The organism is Bacteroidales bacterium, from assembly GCA_035342335.1.
Classification (GTDB): Bacteria; Bacteroidota; Bacteroidia; order Bacteroidales; family JAGONC01; genus JAGONC01.
This window is the reverse complement of sequence record DAOQWY010000025.1, coordinates 1-14,530: the sequence shown is the minus strand read 5'-3', so window position 1 is coordinate 14,530 and position 14,530 is coordinate 1. Positions and strand designations below refer to the sequence as shown.

Annotated in this window: 12 protein-coding genes and 1 tRNA gene; 10 read left to right on the top strand and 3 right to left on the bottom strand. The window is 49.9% G+C overall.

Going from position 1 to position 14,530, the window contains the following annotated elements; translation table 11 throughout:
- The first annotated feature begins 134 nt into the window (after positions 1–134).
- The 3 genes from PKI34_11235 (at position 135) to PKI34_11225 (ending at position 2,257) form a co-directional block, all read left to right on the top strand.
- Positions 135–1,112, top strand: coding sequence for a polyprenyl synthetase family protein (locus PKI34_11235; protein ID HNS18383.1), 978 nt, complete (start codon positions 135–137; stop codon positions 1,110–1,112).
- An 82-nt stretch (positions 1,113–1,194) separates the two neighbouring features.
- A complete protein-coding gene (locus PKI34_11230) occupies positions 1,195–1,737 on the top strand; it encodes a CAP domain-containing protein (protein ID HNS18382.1) in 543 nt (180 codons plus the stop codon).
- 121 nt (positions 1,738–1,858) lie between these two features.
- Positions 1,859–2,257 carry a hypothetical protein gene (locus PKI34_11225; GenBank protein ID HNS18381.1) on the top strand — a complete coding sequence of 133 codons (399 nt, stop codon included), beginning with the start codon at positions 1,859–1,861 and terminating at the stop codon, positions 2,255–2,257.
- A gap of 18 nt (positions 2,258–2,275) precedes the next feature.
- Here PKI34_11225 and PKI34_11220 read toward each other — a convergent pair whose 3' ends face one another.
- Both PKI34_11220 and PKI34_11215 read right to left on the bottom strand, forming a co-directional pair.
- Positions 2,276–4,963 (bottom strand): adenosylcobalamin-dependent ribonucleoside-diphosphate reductase, encoded by a 2,688-nt coding sequence (locus PKI34_11220; GenBank protein ID HNS18380.1) that lies wholly within the window; start codon positions 4,961–4,963, stop codon positions 2,276–2,278.
- Between the two features lie 414 nt (positions 4,964–5,377).
- A complete protein-coding gene (locus PKI34_11215; protein HNS18379.1) occupies positions 5,378–8,686 on the bottom strand; it encodes a hypothetical protein in 3,309 nt (1,102 codons plus the stop codon).
- A 120-nt stretch (positions 8,687–8,806) separates the two neighbouring features.
- Here PKI34_11215 and PKI34_11210 point away from each other — a divergent pair, with 120 nt between their 5' ends.
- Positions 8,807–9,451 (top strand): MBL fold metallo-hydrolase, encoded by a 645-nt coding sequence (locus tag PKI34_11210; GenBank protein HNS18378.1) that lies wholly within the window; start codon positions 8,807–8,809, stop codon positions 9,449–9,451.
- Here the strand turns inward: PKI34_11210 and PKI34_11205 are convergent.
- Positions 9,448–10,431, bottom strand: coding sequence for a glycosyltransferase family 9 protein (locus PKI34_11205; GenBank protein HNS18377.1), 984 nt, complete (start codon positions 10,429–10,431; stop codon positions 9,448–9,450). The genes PKI34_11210 and PKI34_11205 overlap by 4 nt on opposite strands.
- A gap of 171 nt (positions 10,432–10,602) precedes the next feature.
- On the opposite strand from PKI34_11205, the gene PKI34_11200 reads away from it, so the two are divergent.
- From PKI34_11200 to PKI34_11175, 6 genes are all read left to right on the top strand, one after another.
- Entirely contained in the window at positions 10,603–11,418 is an 816-nt protein-coding gene (locus tag PKI34_11200) for a TatD family hydrolase (protein ID HNS18376.1), read from the top strand.
- An 11-nt stretch (positions 11,419–11,429) separates the two neighbouring features.
- The gene (locus tag PKI34_11195) at positions 11,430–12,479 is read left to right on the top strand and encodes a type I asparaginase (GenBank protein HNS18375.1); all 1,050 of its coding nucleotides are present in this window, start codon (positions 11,430–11,432) and stop codon (positions 12,477–12,479) included.
- A gap of 107 nt (positions 12,480–12,586) precedes the next feature.
- Positions 12,587–12,674: transfer RNA gene (locus tag PKI34_11190), tRNA-Ser, on the top strand.
- Between the two features lie 68 nt (positions 12,675–12,742).
- Complete coding sequence (locus tag PKI34_11185; protein ID HNS18374.1) at positions 12,743–13,510, top strand: MotA/TolQ/ExbB proton channel family protein; 768 nt, start codon at positions 12,743–12,745, stop codon at positions 13,508–13,510.
- Between the two features lie 6 nt (positions 13,511–13,516).
- The gene (locus PKI34_11180) at positions 13,517–13,969 is read left to right on the top strand and encodes a hypothetical protein (GenBank protein HNS18373.1); all 453 of its coding nucleotides are present in this window, start codon (positions 13,517–13,519) and stop codon (positions 13,967–13,969) included.
- A 12-nt stretch (positions 13,970–13,981) separates the two neighbouring features.
- Positions 13,982–14,530, top strand: a 549-nt coding sequence (locus PKI34_11175) for a biopolymer transporter ExbD (GenBank protein HNS18372.1), incomplete at its 3' end; no start/stop codon positions are given.

Genomic DNA, 14,530 nt, shown 5'->3' with positions numbered 1-14,530 from the left:
AACAATAACCTACCGTACTGCCCCCCCACAGGATTCCAACTTTGTGCCTTTGTGCCTTAGTGCCTTACCAATAATTTCCCCCGACCTGACCTGCGCTCCGCAAAGTTTTATACTTTTGGCAGCAACAAAGTCATATGCCGGGAAATCTTAAAGAAATAAGGGAACCCATTCAGGCGCACCTGATTGCATTTGAAAAGAAATTCAGGGCTTCCATGAAAAGTCAGGTTGCCTTGCTGAATATCATCACGCAGTACATTCTGCGGCACAAAGGCAAGCAAATGCGGCCGATGTTTGTTTTCCTGTCCGCAGGGATCTGTGGTGGCATCACCGAATCCACTTACAGGGCCGCATCTTTGATTGAGCTTTTGCATACTGCCACCCTGGTGCACGACGATGTGGTGGATGAATCCAATTACCGAAGGGGATTTTTATCGATCAATGCGTTATGGCGTAATAAAATTGCCGTGCTGGTCGGAGACTACCTTTTGTCGAAAGGGCTGCTGGTGGCGCTGGAGAATGATGAGGTCGGATTGCTGAAGCTCGTCTCGGATGCTACGCGGGAGATGAGCGAAGGGGAACTTCTGCAGATTGAAAAGGCTCGCCGGCTGGATGTGACCGAAGAGATCTACTTTGAGATCATCCGGAAGAAAACAGCCTCTCTGATCGCGGCCTGCTGTGCCACGGGAGCAGCTTCCACGCATTCCGATCCGCTTTACATTCGGAAGATGCACAGCTTCGGTGAGAATGTAGGCATCGCCTTTCAAATAAAAGATGATTTGTTTGACTATGAGCCCAATAACCTGGTTGGCAAGCCCAATGGTCTGGATATCAAAGAAAAGAAACTGACGCTCCCGATGATCCGGTTACTGAGTGACTCCGACCGGCGAAAGAAAAAAAGGTTCATCCACATCATCAAGCGGCGTAACCAGGATCCTGAAAAGATTGCCGCTCTGATGCAGGAAGTCCATTCCGGTGACGGCATCCTGTACGCCAGGGAAAAAATGAACGAATACCAGGAAAACGCCTTCCGTATCCTTCACGAATTCCCCGACTCCCCCTACCGCCAGGCCATGGAAAAACTGGTCAGGTTCACCACCGAAAGAAACAAATAGACCCGCATGGCTCTTTCCTTACGGATTCCGGATGAACAATAAAACATCGTTCTGCAAGTTATAGGGATAAACAGAGAAGAACATGCATTTTTTAATGATCCTGTTAGGATTGCTGGGCGATGCATCCGGAGGAACCCTTCCGCTCCCCACGCCGGCCGAATACCGGCTGTACGGAATGATCAATGAATACCGGACCGAATTGGAGTTGCCTCCCGTACCGCTCTCCTTCAGCCTCTGCATCGTTGCCCGGACACATGCCAGGGATCTGGCTGAGAACCTTCCCTACGATGAGCGGTGCAATCTCCACAGCTGGTCAGCCAACGGACCGTGGAGCGCCTGCTGCTATGAAAAGGATCACGAACAGGCCCCTTGCATGTGGGAAAAACCCTCCGAACTGACCCCTTACAAAGGCAGGGGTTACGAAATTGCCTACTGGAATGACTTCTGGTACGAAAATCCTGACGACATTGTGGTGGATGCGCTCAACGCCTGGAAAAAAAGCAACGGGCACCTTTCGGTGATGATCAATACGGATAGGTGGCGGGAGCTGGAGTGGAAGGCCATGGGAGTGAGCGTATATAAAGGGTACGTGCTGGTATGGTTCGGGGAGGAAGAGGAGCAGTAGACGGTAGCCAGTAGCCAGTAAACGGTCAACAGGTGGCGGGAGATGGGGGACGGGAATGGAATTTGAAGTTTAGGATTATTTGGAATTTGGAATGTTGGGATTTGGGATTTATCTTTGTGCTATGGACCAGTATCCCGTAAAGATCCTTTTGGCCTTTGGCGAAACCCTCAGCGGCAACGACAAAATTTTCCAGTGGCTTCTCAAGAATGGCTATCCGGAACTGGCGGCCCTGTCGCGGGCCATCACCGGAAGTGAAGAGGCATTTGGCTGGCTGATGAAGAACGGATATCCCCATTTTGCGGCGCTCGACCACGCCATTGATAATAAAGCCCAGGCCAGGGAATGGCTTGTAAAAAATGATTACAAGATCCTTGTCCTCTTTGCGGATGCGTGCAACGAGCATCCCGAAGCAGTGAAATGGCTACGCGATCATGATCTGACCATTTTTTTACTGCTGGCACAGAAGATCATTGCTTACCGTAACAACCAGACGTTCGATTACCACAAGCTGCACTTCTGAACCTGAGTCAGGGGAAGATCATTCACATTTGGAGTACCCGCAGGCAGTGCAGATCTTGCATCCCTCTTTGTAAAGCAGGCTGTTTTCCTCACCGCATTCCGGACAGCGGCTGCTTTTGACGTCCATGGTGCCATCGGGGATGAATTTTTTCAGGGCCCTCACCACACCGTTCTTCCAGGTATTGATCGAGTCACTTTCCAGTCCCAGGTTGGCGATAAGATCCACGACATAGGGCAGGGGCATTCCGTGCCGAAGAATGCCGGAAATCAGCTTGGCATAGTTCCAGTATTCCTTGTTGAACTGCCGCGAAAGACCTTCCAGCGTTACGTTGAAACCATCCCTGTCCTTGAATTGCAGGTCGTACCGCGCATTTTTGTTCTTATCGCTTTTCACCCGGTAGATCCAGCCTTTGGTGACCCAGCTGGGCAGGAAGAAGCCTTCGGCTTTGCCGGTGAATATTTCGTAGGGGCGTCCCTTGTAAAGACCAACCACGGCCACCCATTTCTCATAATCATTCGTGAACCTGACCACTTCTGCTTCCAGCCGGTCGGGGCGTGGTGGGGCTTTGGTTTCAGGAAAATCATCCCCATCATCTTTCTCTTTTTCATTTTTAACGAGCACACCCTCCCTGGAGCCTTCCCTGTAGATGGTCATGCCTTTGCAACCGCTTTCCCACGCGGTGGTGTATATGTCACTCACCAGTTCCTCGGTCGTGTCGGCAGGTACATTGACGGTGACGCTGATGGAATGGTCCACCCACTTCTGAATGGCCCCCTGCATCCGTACCTTGCTCACCCAGTCAATATCATTGGCGGTAGCCCTGTAATAGGGTGATTTTTGAATGATCTCGTTCAGTTCGCTTTCGCTGAGTGTTTCCACCTCCCCGGGATCGTATCCTTTCTTCTCCAGCCAGGTGTTGAAGTTATGATGAAATACGTGGTATTCCTCCCAGGAGTCGCCAGTCCCGTCAACGAAATCCACGCGCACATTCCTGTCATTTGGGTTCACTTTTCTTCTGCGCTTGTAACTGATCATATACACCGGTTCAATGCCGGAGGTGGTCTGGGTGCAGATACTGACACTGCCCGTAGGGGCAATGGTCAGCATGGAGATGTTGCGGCGCCCGTATTTCTCCATTTCTTCGTAGAGGCGCGGAGCTGCCTGTTTAAGACGCAGAATGAACGGATTGTTCTTTTCCCGTTCGTTATCGAAAATGGGAAATGCTCCCCGCTGGCGGGCCAGGTCAACAGAGGAGCTGTACACTTCCAGGGCGAGGAGTTTATGCACCTCCACCGAGAAGCTGATCGCCGTATCGGAGCCATAGCGGGTGCCAAGCGCAGCCAGCATGTCACCTTCAGCCGTAATGCCGATACCCGTGCGCCGGCCCTGTATGCTTTTTTTACGGATGTTTTCCCACAGCCGGCGCTCAGTGAGTTTTACCTCTTCGTCTTCCGGATCTGCATGGATCTTTTCCAGGATCTTGTCGATCTTTTCGATTTCCAGGTCAATGATATCATCCATGATCCGCTGGGCATACCTTGCATGGCGGGAAAAAAGTTCGGAATTGAAGCTGGCTTCATCGGTGAAAGGATTGTCCACATAGCTGTACAGGTTCATGGCCAGCAGGCGGCAACTGTCGTACGGGCATAAGGGGATCTCCCCGCAGGGATTCGTGGAAACCGTATGGAACCCAAAATCGGCATAGCAGTCGGGAATGGCTTCCCGGGTCACCGTATCCCAGAACAAAACACCCGGTTCAGCTGACTTCCAGGCATTGTGAATGATCTTTTTCCAGAGCTTTCGGGCGTTGATCTCCTTTGTTACCAAGGGCTGGTCCGAATTGACCGGAAACTGCTGTACGTAAGGCGTATCATTGATCACCGCGCGCATGAACTCATCGTCGATCTTGACAGAAATGTTCGCACCTGTGATCTTCCCCTGTTCAAGCTTTGCATCGATAAAATGTTCGGAATCAGGATGTTTAATGGAAATGGACAACATCAGTGCCCCCCTGCGGCCATCCTGAGCCACCTCGCGTGTGGAATTGGAATACCGTTCCATGAACGGAACGATGCCTGTGGAAGTCAATGCACAGTTTTTAACTGAACTCCCGGTGGGACGGATATGCGAAAGGTCATGCCCCACCCCGCCCCGGCGCTTCATCAGCTGCACCTGCTCCTGGTCAACTTTGAGGATGCCTCCGTAGGAATCAGCATTACCCTGATTCCCTATCACAAAGCAATTGGATAACGACGAAACCTGGAAATCATTTCCAATACCGGCCATTGGACTGCCCTGCGGAATGATGTACCTGAAATCCTTGAATAAAAAATAAATTTCCTCCATGGATAAGGGGTCCGGATACTTCTTTTCAATCCTGGCAATCTCCCTGGCAAGCCTCCGGTGCATGTCATCCGGGGTGAGCTCGTACAGGTTGCCGTGACTGTCTTTAAGTGCATACTTGTTGATCCAGACATTGGCAGCGAGGGTATCCCCCTTGAAATAGGCTGTAGTTCTCTCCAGCACGACATCAGAAGGGTAAACCTGAAGCCCCGGATCAGGTTGGGATAAGGATTCTCCCTCTCCTGGAGCTGAATCGGGTTCATTGATGTCCTGTGGTTCAGGTCGCGTCCTTTTGGCCAGCATGTCCCTGTAAAAATCCGACTGTACGTTCTTTTCAATGTTGGCGAATAAATCCTGCTCCATGAAGGGTGTAATATTAGAATATGAACAAAACAGGGAAAACTACTATACTCCTGTGTTTGAATTACTTAAGTCGATTAAACAAGCCGTTTTTCCGAGCTACCAAATTACAATAGCACCACTGGTATTGCAAAATCTTTTATTAACAATACCGGCAGCACCCATACTAACATGTTGACTTAAACACTTCTATCCTTTAACAACTTGTTTGTATCGTGGATTGGCCGGGATAAGTCCCGATTTTCACCAATGATCCGGTCACCTCCATCCGCACTGCACAACCTCAGGCAGGATAAATGGTAGATGAAAATGGGAACTGATGGGATAGACAAGATGTACTTTTATTATTGGATGTAAAGTAATTATTCGTGATTTTACAAACAGGCCACTCATCACTGTAAAACATTTACAGGACCATCAGAAATCCAGACAGAGGGAGAAATAAAATCTGGATGGCAGTATTTCCCAGTCCTCCACACCCCAGGCGATATCGCCTCGGAGGAAGTATCCAAAGATACGGCTGCGCAGTCCGAACCCGAAACCGCCAACAATGGGCTCTTTCTGCAACTCAACCGTCACCAGCAGGGGTGGTTTCCGGATGATACGGGTGAACAGGGAGTTTTCCATGGAGTACGGATTCAGTCCGGTCCACGCTGTCCCGATATCTCCAAAACCGACGATCTGGAAATTGTTCAGGAAGTCGGATTTCAGCGGGCGGTTGGCGAAATAACGAAACAGCGGGAAACGAATCTCACTGTTGATCACCGCAAAGGAATTCCCGTTGCGGATATTCTGGTCGAAACCCCGCAGGTTGGTCGCCAGCGTCTGGTAGATATAATTCTGAGCGTAGTCAATGGGCGTGCTCTGGTCAAACTTCGGAGAGACCCAGTTGTCGACCCCCCCGAGGTAATAGATCAGCTTGTTGTCGCCGAAAGAGGTGCTTGCGGCAAAACGGTTCGCCCAGATGAGCGTGCGGTGTATCTTCAGATAATGGCGGACATCCACACCCACGATCACCAGGTTATCGGACAGCCGGTCCAGTTGCTTGTAATACTCGGCGAAGATTTTAAACCGGGTTCCGGTATACAGGTTCAGTCCCAGATCCCGCGTGTCATCATAGATCAATTCCCCTTTCAGGACACCGGAATTGATCGTTTCATCAGGTTGCTCCAGGTTGATCATATCCGTCGAAAGGTAAACGGCACGGTCATTCCGGATCGTAGCCGTACCCGCGATGCAGACGACCGGATTGAATGGCCACCGCAACACATAATGAAGTTCGTGAGCGTAATGCTTGATGATGGAAAAGTATCCCGATTCCTCGAATACTTTCCGGTGAAAAATGATCTCCTTGTCGAGCCGTTTCCTCAGGTTGGAGAAATTCAGCAGATATTCGTTATTCTGCAGGTCCACCGAAAGTCGCACGCCGCCGGTAATGCGATAGTCTTCCAGGAGATCCGTGACCCCAATGTTAAAAAATGCATTGAATCCCGGTGTCTGGAAAATGGGCTGCCCGCCTCCGGTAAAGGCCTGGTAGGTGTAATTCAGGTACGAAAAATCGATCTGGCTGACCAGCTCATTGATCGAGAACTGAACATCGTAATTCCGCTGCTTGGGAGGCTTGAACGCCTCTTTGGCCTGTGCAGTCTCCAGGGCAAGGGAGGTCATCAGCATCGTATCGGCCTCCTGGATCTTGACAAAGGATTGTTTGTCGAACTGGTAATTGTTGATGTCGATCCGATCTGCAGGTTGAAGGGCAGGAAGTTCTTCGCTGTAGACATTAAAAAACCGCTTTCTTTTCGTAATGCCTCCGCTTCCATCCTGTTTGCGGGTCTCCTTTTCTTTCGAGAAAGCCGACTGGACCTTTTCAGCGTAGGGAGTGTTCCTGAGCTCCGAGGGGCTGACCTGATCCAGTGCAGGCAGATCGCTGACATACATCGAATACTTCCTGTCCTTATAAATGATCTCTCCGTACTGACGGGCCTGCGGATTGATATCCTGTTCCAGGATGTTCCGCTGATAGTTGGTCACGGGGAAGTACTCTGTGAAATAACGGTAATGGGTTGTGGTGTCGACGTAGGTGATGGCACTGTCGAGCCGGGCGAAATAGCGGTTAACGATGCCGTTCTGATCACTTAAAAAGCTGAACGTTCCTTTGTCCCATTCTTCCGGGCTGGTTTCGTCAGCTGTTGGCGTCTGAGTGACCCGCTTGAGAAAATTGCTTCTGGTTTCATGATCATAAAGGAAAAGGTCCAGCTTGGTCTGGACCGATTCCAGGTCGAATTCCTCAATTTTGCTGAAACGAAGAGTGTCACTGGTGCGGTTGCTGCTGAAAATGATCCTCTTGGTACCGTCGATAAAACGCGGGTGGAGGTCGGTGTAGTAATCGTTGGTCAGCTGCTCGTACGAGCTGGAAGACAGGTTGTAGGTGAACAGGTCACACTGACCTTTCTGGATGGCCGACAGCAGAAGCAGGCGTCCATCGGGTGAGTAGGTAAAGTCGAGGATCTTGTCGAAATTGACGATCTCCTGCCTGATACGGCTGCGGTCCTCAAAATCATACAGGTACAGGAAGACACTGCCCCTGGTCTCGGTGATCATGGCCAGGATCCGGCCTGTGGGATGCCAGGCCATGATCGGGTATGAATAGTCCACCTTCTCGTCAAGCCGGTATCCCGTTCTGAAAATTCTCTTTTTGTCCCTGGAGATCAGATCATAGACAAACACCTTGTTTTTGCCCATCTCGTTGGCGGTAAATGCTGCGCTCCGGCCCGTTGGATTGAGTTCTATTTTACCATACACGCGTTCATCTTTGGGTTTTTTGATCACCAGCCCATCCTCCGGCAGAGAACGGTTGTCATCTTCATTGCTGTATTTTTGGTGATAATAGTCGAAACATTCCTTCATCAGGTCCTTATAAGAAATTCCCAGAACATACAAAAATCCGCTTTCGACATTCCGGCTGATCTTCGACATGTATAAGATGTTCGACAGCACGGATTTGCCGTATTTCTCCGCAACGAAATTCCAGATTGCGTGTCCGGCGTAAAGTGCATCCGTTCCGGTGAGCTGGTTGAATTTCCTGAAGCGCCCCGAAAGGATGCCATCCCTTACAAAATTGTCTATTTCCGGGCTCCAGGGTTCGGAAATATAGGAAATCGCACCATTGACATACCACTCGGGGAGCGACATCAGGGTGGTGTTTTTGATCTGCGTCCCTACGCTGCCCCCGTACAACGTCTGCTCAATGATGATCCTGGCAATGCCGGCCCGGATCTGACGGATAAAATGGTTCAAATCCCCGCTGAAATAAAGGAAAACCTTGTGCCCGATGATATGGGTGATGCCCCCTGTGTTGTAGTGCAGTTGACCCATCAGCCCGATATTGGTCTGCTTGAGGTCGGAAAGGTTATTGTAGATGATGAACTGAATTTTGGAGTCAAGGGAAGTCTCAAGATCAGACTCGATCTCCGACAGATGCTCTGTGACATATTTTGAAACAAATACAGCCAATTCCCGGCCGTTAAGGTAAAAATAGGTATCGAAACGCTCATATTGGAAGTAGGTCCATAAAAACTCACCGTACTGTACCCTGCTTTTACCAAAAGTCATCTGTGACCCGTTGTAAAACTGGGCCGTTACGTTACCCGACAGGCTCAGTAACACCAAGCTGACCGCCAGCCAGAATACTTTTCCGGATAGTGCTTTTGAATTCCCTGAACTCACTTGTTTTTAAACGTAAAAAGTTACGCTAAATTAATGTATTTTGTCCTTATGCCTTATCCCTTACCCCTTTTACCTTTAAAATAAATAACTTTGCCAGCGTGAAAAATATTGCGGTTCAGAATGATTAATATCAAAAAACTGGTCTTCAATCCCTTTCAGGTGAACACCTACCTTCTGTCGGATGCAACCAGGCAATGTGTCCTCATTGACGCAGCCTGCTACGGTGCCGGAGAAAATAAAATACTCGAAGAACAGATCAGCAGGGAAGGGCTCACACCGGTCAGGCTTGTCTACACCCATTGCCATTCAGATCATATCCTGGGTAACGCATTCGTCACTACACGATACAACCTGGAACCCGAAGTGCATCAGGCCGGAAAACTTTTCTGGGAAATGGCGAAGGAGTTCAGTTCCATTTTCGGGCTGGATTATGAGGGCGTGATGAAACCAACCAGGTTCCTGGAAGAAGGAGACGAGGTCAGGTTTGGTCATTCTTCGCTCCGGGTGCTCTACACCCCCGGACATGCTGACGGAAGCATCTGTTTGCTGAGTGAGCAGGAAAAATTCGTGATCGTGGGCGATGTGCTGTTCAGCGGGAGCATAGGCCGTGCCGACCTTCCAACCGGTAATTTCAGGGTGCTGAAAGAAAGCATTGTTCAAAAGCTTTACACCCTGCCGGACGACACGGTCGTTTACCCGGGGCACGGCCCCGAAACGACCATCGGGTATGAAAGAATGAACAATCCCTTTGTGAACGAGTGTTAAGAGGAGATCTCCTTCAGGATGGCATCCACATTGAGTTCGTTCATGCACCGGAAGTGTTTAAGCGGGCAGGAGGAATACCCAAGCTTGCTGCATGGCCTGCATTTCAAACCTTTCACTTCGTGGATGGACGACAGGTGCCGATCGCTTTCGGGCAGATAAGGGTACATGCCGAATGCGGGGACGGTGTTCCCCCAGATGGAAATGATCCGTTTGCTGAATGCTGCTGCAATGTGCATCAAACCCGTATCGTGCGTTATGACCAGATCGGCCCGGGCCACCAGTGAAGCTGACTGATTGATGTTCAGCCGTCCACACGCGTTAAAGATCCGGGATCCCGCTACCACGGCAATGGCTTCTCCCCTGCCCTGATCCTCAGGTCCGCCAAGCAGAACCACAGGGCGGCCGATCCTTTGGCACAACTGCACGATCTTTTCCGCGGGCAGGACTTTCGTCTGATGCCTGGCACCGATGATGAACGCCACATAGCCCGTCCGGTGGGCGGCCGGCAGGGCTTCAGCTGGCACTACATCGGCATCGGGAATGAAATGATCCAGCCCCAGTCCATCGTTCACGATCCCTAACCTGGCTGCCGCCCTGAAATAACGGTCGACCACGTGCAGACCGGGCAGAAGGTTCACCTTGAAGCGGACCAGTACCCATTTTTGAAAATTCTTCTTCGGGAACGTTCCCGAAGGCCTGAGCAGGCTGAGCTTTGTGACCAGTGACCGCAGATTGTGGTGCAGGTCGACGATGAAATCATACTTTTCTCTCCTGAGAAGTGGGATCACCTCGCGGAGGTTGTCCTTTATCGTAAAAATCCTGTCAATGTTGGGATTCCCGACCAGCAATGGCCGATATGTTTCCTTGGTCAGATAGTGTATCTCCGCATTCTTTATCTGTTCGCGTATGCAGCGCACCACGGGGGAGGTGAGGACAATGTCCCCGATCGAGCTGAAACGGATGATGAGGATCTTGGGCATAGAGATACTTTGGGGGGTAAAATTAAGCATTTGTTGGTAGACATAGTTATTCATTGTCATTCATTATCATTATGACTATGAATCACGCGAGGCGCCTTCGGTGCCGAGCAAATGACCACGAATGACCATGAATCACGCGAGGCGCCTTCGGTGCCGAGCAAATGACCACGAATGACTATTTCCGTATCTTTGCTGCCACTTATGACTTTCATCGACACCCATACCCATCTTTACCTGGATGCCTTTGACCACGACAGGGACCAGGTCATTCAATCAGCCCTGGAAAAGCAGGTCAGTCTCCTGTTGCTGCCCAACATTGACAGTGGGTCGATCGACAGCCTGCACCGGTTGTGCAGCCGGTATCCCGGAATTTGCCTGCCGATGATGGGCCTGCATCCTACCTCGGTGAATGATTCATACGAAGAAGAGATGCAACGGATCTCAACCTGTTTTGAACACCAGTCCTATGTGGCGGTCGGTGAAACTGGGATGGATCTGTACTGGGACAGGACCTATGAGCGGGAACAGGAGCTGGTGTTCCGTGAACAGATCAGCCTGGCCCTGGCGCATCACCTTCCTGTGGTGATCCATTCCCGCAATTCGATCGACCGCATCGTGGAAATCCTGAAAGATTACCAGGGAAGCGGAATATCAGGTGTCTTTCATTGCTTCAGCGGATCGTTGCTCCAGGCACGGCAGATCATTGAGATGGGTTTTTATCTTGGCATCGGCGGCGTGCTCACCTTTCAGAAATCATCCCTGGCCAGTGTGGTCAGCCAGGTGAGCATTGAACATATCCTGCTGGAAACCGATTCCCCTTTTCTTGCACCCGTGCCTTACAGGGGAAAAAGAAATGAAAGTGCATACCTTCCCCTGATTGCCGAAAAACTGGCAGAAGTGAAGGGAACGACGGCGGAACATGTGGCAGAAGTCACAACAGCCAATGCCAGAATGCTTTTTGGCCTGGATCAGAATGTTGAACCTTAAATGTTTTTCTCATGGTTTTTTCCCGATCCGTTTTACTCATCAATACCGGAGGCACCATCGGGATGGTGAAGGATCCGGACACGGGCGCACTGAAGCCCGTGGATTTTGTTCAGCTGTACGAACAGATCCCCGTGTTGAAAAAAGTTCCGGTGGCCATTGATTCCTACACGTTCGACCCCCTGATCGATTCCTCGAACATGAATCCCGGCAACTGGATCCGGGTCGCCGAAGTGATCGAGGCGAATTATGAGAAATACGACGGGTTTGTGATCCTCCACGGCAGTGATACGATGGCCTATTCGGCTTCCGGATTGAGTTTTATCCTGGAGAACCTCAACAAACCGGTCATCCTGACCGGATCGCAACTGCCCCTGGGTGAGGTCCGGACCGATGGACGGGAGAACCTGATCACTTCCATCGAAATTGCTTCAGCATATGAAGATGAAACGGCCATCGTGCCCGAAGTGGCCATTTATTTTGAAAATCAGCTGTTGAGGGGCAACCGGACCCACAAGTACAACGCAGAGAATTTCAATGCATTCCATTCCTTCAACTACCCCGCTCTTGCTACTGCAGGGCTGCATATCCGGTACCATTCCAATTATATCCAGAAACCCAACTTCAAGGCGCTGAAGGTTCACAAGAAACTGGACACCAGCCTGGTCATCCTGAAATTATTTCCCGGCATTTACCGTCAGGCTGTTGATGCCATCCTGCACATTGAGGATCTGAAGGCCGTGGTCCTGGAAACGTTCGGGACAGGCAACGCCCCGACGGATGAGTGGCTCCTGTCAGGGTTGAAGGAAGCCATTGACCGGGGGATCGTCATTATGAATGTCACGCAGTGCAACGGAGGATCCGTCATCATGGGAAAGTACCACACGAGTGTCGGCCTCAGCCGTGCCGGGGTGATCAGCGGGTACGACATAACCACTGAATCGGCGGTGGCCAAACTGATGTACCTGCTGGGCGAAGATATGTCGCGCGAGGAGCTGATGATCCTGCTCCATACGCCGCTTCGCGGTGAAATGACCGTTGGAGACGGGGATAAAAGAATGTGATCGTAAAAAAACAGATTTTTAGATACAAATTTTTATTTATTTTAATTTTTTGTATTTTAGCACCCCAATAAACGGAGAAGGGAGGGCAGCCTTTTCCCGGATGAAAAGGAGAGGTGGCCGAGTGGTCTAAGGCGCACGCCTGGAGAGCGTGTATCCCTCAAAAGGGGATCAAGGGTTCGAATCCCTTTCTCTCCGCAAAACAAGAAACTACTTAAATTTTTGACCATATTGAAAATAATCATTACAAAAATTAAACTCTGGCTATGAAAAAACTAGTTGTATTTTTAACCATTGTCGGTTTGTTAACCCTTGGTTTTTCCTATGTGATGCAGGCGCAGACCACCACACCCGCCCAGACGGAAACCACACTTCAGGCACAACCAGCAGCATCCTCCACCTGGCACCAGGCCTTGAAGGAAAAGTTTATCGAAGGGGGACCGGGATTCATGTCTTTCATCCTCCTGTGTCTTGTCGTGGGGCTTGCCATCTGTTTTGAAAGGGTCATCTATCTGAATTTATCCACCACCAATACGCGGAAACTTCTGAACAGGATTGAAACAACCCTTGCCACAAAGGGAATCGAGGGGGCCAAGGAAGTTTGTAAAACAACCCGCGGACCCGTGGCCAGCATTTTTTTCCAGGGTCTCGACAAGGTGGATGAAGGAATGGACATTGTTGAGAAATCCATCGTTTCCTACGGGAGTGTGCTGGCAGGACGCCTGGAAAAAGGAATGTCGTGGATATCCCTTTTCATTGCCATCGCTCCCATGCTTGGATTCCTCGGGACGGTCATCGGGATGGTCACGGCTTTTGACAACATCGAAGCTGCCGGTGATATTTCACCCACCATCGTTGCAGGGGGTATCAAGGTCGCCCTGATCACCACGGTTTTTGGTCTTATCGTAGCGATCATCCTTCAGGTCTTCTATAATTACTTCCTTTCCAAGATCGACAGCCTGGTAGATGATATGGAAGACAGTTCCATCACCTTTGTCGACATTCTGACCAAGCATCAACTTTCAAAAAAGTAAACGACCATGGATAAAAAAATAATTAAGATCGCATCCTATCTTTCGATTGCAATTCTTATTATAGGCGCTGTTTTTACCCTGCTCATTGCTTTCTATGGTAAAAATTTCGACATCAATCCGGGATTGAAAAACCAACTGCTGAATCCATACTTTACCATTACACTTATTGTTCTGCTCCTTACTGCCCTTGCTGCCATTCTGTTTCCTTTTTTCATGCTGATAAAAAATCCCAAACAGCTCCTTAAGATTCTTGCGGTGATTGCCGGCGTTGTCGTCATAGCATTGATTGCCTACGCAGTCTCCAGAAATGTGTTTTCGGCCGAAGAGCTTCAGAAGTTAAATACCACTGCACAGGTGTCCAAAACCGTGGGGGCAGGATTGATCTTCACCTATATCATTGTCGGTATCACTTTTGTCGCTTTGATTGTGACCAGCCTGTTAAATATGTTCAGAAAATAAAACCACCATACAATGGCACGAAAAAGTCGCCCCAGACCTGATATCAATGCAAGCTCCACAGCTGATATTGCATTTCTGCTTCTTTGTTTCTTCCTGCTGGCATCCAACATGGACAGTGATTCGGGGATTTTCAGAAGATTGCCCCCACCCATTGATCCAACGGTAACACCGCCCGAGATCAAAGAACGCAACATATTCACCATCCTGGTCAATAAAAACGACAGGCTACTGGTGGAAGGAAGGGAAGGGAATATCAACACCCTGAAGGACGAGGCGAAGGAATTCCTGTCAAATCCCGGTGACCTTCCCAACCTGCCCGAAAAAAAAATGGAATTCATACCCGCTCTCGGAGATTTTGCGATTTCCAAAGGAGTGATTTCCCTCAAAAATGACCGGGGGACATCTTATGAGGCGTACATCAAAGTACAGAATGAGCTGACCAAAGCCATCAATGAACTCAGGGATGAGCTTGCCAAAGAAAGGTTTGGCATTGCCTTTGCCAATCTCAAAGACACCGCATACATCAACGCTGTTCAGAAAGCTGTTCCTGTGGCCATTTCC

Bases quoted from the DNA above. Each gene is read 5' to 3' on its own strand.
- PKI34_11235 (HNS18383.1), top strand. From the start codon at position 135: ATGCCGGGAAATCTTAAAGAAATAAGGGAACCCATTCAGGCGCACCTG.
- PKI34_11230 (HNS18382.1), top strand. From the start codon at position 1,195: ATGCATTTTTTAATGATCCTGTTAGGATTGCTGGGCGATGCATCCGGA.
- PKI34_11225 (HNS18381.1), top strand. From the start codon at position 1,859: ATGGACCAGTATCCCGTAAAGATCCTTTTGGCCTTTGGCGAAACCCTC.
- PKI34_11220 (HNS18380.1), bottom strand. From the start codon at position 4,963: ATGGAGCAGGATTTATTCGCCAACATTGAAAAGAACGTACAGTCGGAT.
- PKI34_11210 (HNS18378.1), top strand. From the start codon at position 8,807: ATGATTAATATCAAAAAACTGGTCTTCAATCCCTTTCAGGTGAACACC.
- PKI34_11205 (HNS18377.1), bottom strand. From the start codon at position 10,431: ATGCCCAAGATCCTCATCATCCGTTTCAGCTCGATCGGGGACATTGTC.
- PKI34_11200 (HNS18376.1), top strand. From the start codon at position 10,603: ATGACTATTTCCGTATCTTTGCTGCCACTTATGACTTTCATCGACACC.
- PKI34_11195 (HNS18375.1), top strand. From the start codon at position 11,430: ATGGTTTTTTCCCGATCCGTTTTACTCATCAATACCGGAGGCACCATC.
- PKI34_11185 (HNS18374.1), top strand. From the start codon at position 12,743: ATGAAAAAACTAGTTGTATTTTTAACCATTGTCGGTTTGTTAACCCTT.
- PKI34_11180 (HNS18373.1), top strand. From the start codon at position 13,517: ATGGATAAAAAAATAATTAAGATCGCATCCTATCTTTCGATTGCAATT.